Below are 1,462 nucleotides of genomic sequence, written 5' to 3'. Positions count from 1 at the left end.
ACCACCAGAACCAATCTCGGAACGCGCTGAAAATCTCTCAAATCAAAACACTTTTGGTGTTGTAAGGTTAAGTCTCACGGATCATTAGTACTGGTTAGCTCAATGCATCGCTGCACTTACACACCCAGCCTATCAACGTCTTAGTCTTAAACGTTCCTTCAGGGGAATCAAGTTCCCAGGGAAGACTCATCTCGAGGCAAGTTTCGCGCTTAGATGCTTTCAGCGCTTATCTTTTCCGCACTTAGCTACCGGGCAATGCCATTGGCATGACAACCCGAACACCAGTGGTGCGTTCACTCCGGTCCTCTCGTACTAGGAGCAACCCCTCTCAATCTTCCAACGCCCACGGCAGATAGGGACCGAACTGTCTCACGACGTTCTAAACCCAGCTCGCGTACCACTTTAAATGGCGAACAGCCATACCCTTGGGACCTACTTCAGCCCCAGGATGTGATGAGCCGACATCGAGGTGCCAAACACCGCCGTCGATATGAACTCTTGGGCGGTATCAGCCTGTTATCCCCGGAGTACCTTTTATCCGTTGAGCGATGGCCCTTCCATTCAGAACCACCGGATCACTAAGACCTACTTTCGTACCTGCTCGAGCCGTCACTCTCGCAGTCAAGCTAGCTTATGCCTTTGCACTAACCTCACGATGTCCGACCGTGATTAGCTAACCTTCGTGCTCCTCCGTTACTCTTTGGGAGGAGACCGCCCCAGTCAAACTACCCACCAGACACTGTCCTCACCCCGGATTACGGGGCCGAGTTAGAACATCAAACATTAAAGGGTGGTATTTCAAGGTTGGCTCCACGCAGACTGGCGTCCACGCTTCAAAGCCTCCCACCTATCCTACACATCAAGGCTCAATGTTCAGTGTCAAGCTATAGTAAAGGTTCACGGGGTCTTTCCGTCTTGCCGCGGGTACACTGCATCTTCACAGCGAGTTCAATTTCACTGAGTCTCGGGTGGAGACAGCCTGGCCATCATTACGCCATTCGTGCAGGTCGGAACTTACCCGACAAGGAATTTCGCTACCTTAGGACCGTTATAGTTACGGCCGCCGTTTACTGGGGCTTCGATCAAGAGCTTCGCCTTGCGGCTGACCCCATCAATTAACCTTCCAGCACCGGGCAGGCGTCACACCGTATACGTCCACTTTCGTGTTTGCACAGTGCTGTGTTTTTATTAAACAGTTGCAGCCAGCTGGTATCTGCGACTGGCTTCGGCTCCGAGAGCAAGTCTCTTCACCTACGCGCCAGCGTGCCTTCTCCCGAAGTTACGGCACCATTTTGCCTAGTTCCTTCACCCGAGTTCTCTCAAGCGCCTTGGTATTCTCTACCTGACCACCTGTGTCGGTTTGGGGTACGATTCTGTGTTACCTGATGCTTAGAGGCTTTTCCTGGAAGCTTGGCATCAACTACTTCTGCACCGTAGTGCATCGTCATCACGCCTCAGGGTT

Annotated in this window: 1 rRNA gene; it reads right to left on the bottom strand. The window is 52.3% G+C overall.

Going from position 1 to position 1,462, the window contains the following annotated elements:
* Nucleotides 1–63: 63 nt before the first annotated feature.
* Nucleotides 64–1,462, bottom strand: a 23S ribosomal RNA gene (locus M2406_RS26385); the annotation flags it as partial.

It is taken from the genome of Serratia sp. BIGb0163 (assembly GCF_024809935.1).
GTDB classification, from domain to species: domain Bacteria; phylum Pseudomonadota; class Gammaproteobacteria; order Enterobacterales; family Enterobacteriaceae; genus Serratia; species Serratia quinivorans.
Note: the sequence above shows the minus strand (reverse complement) of the source record. Positions and strands in the feature narration are given on the sequence as shown.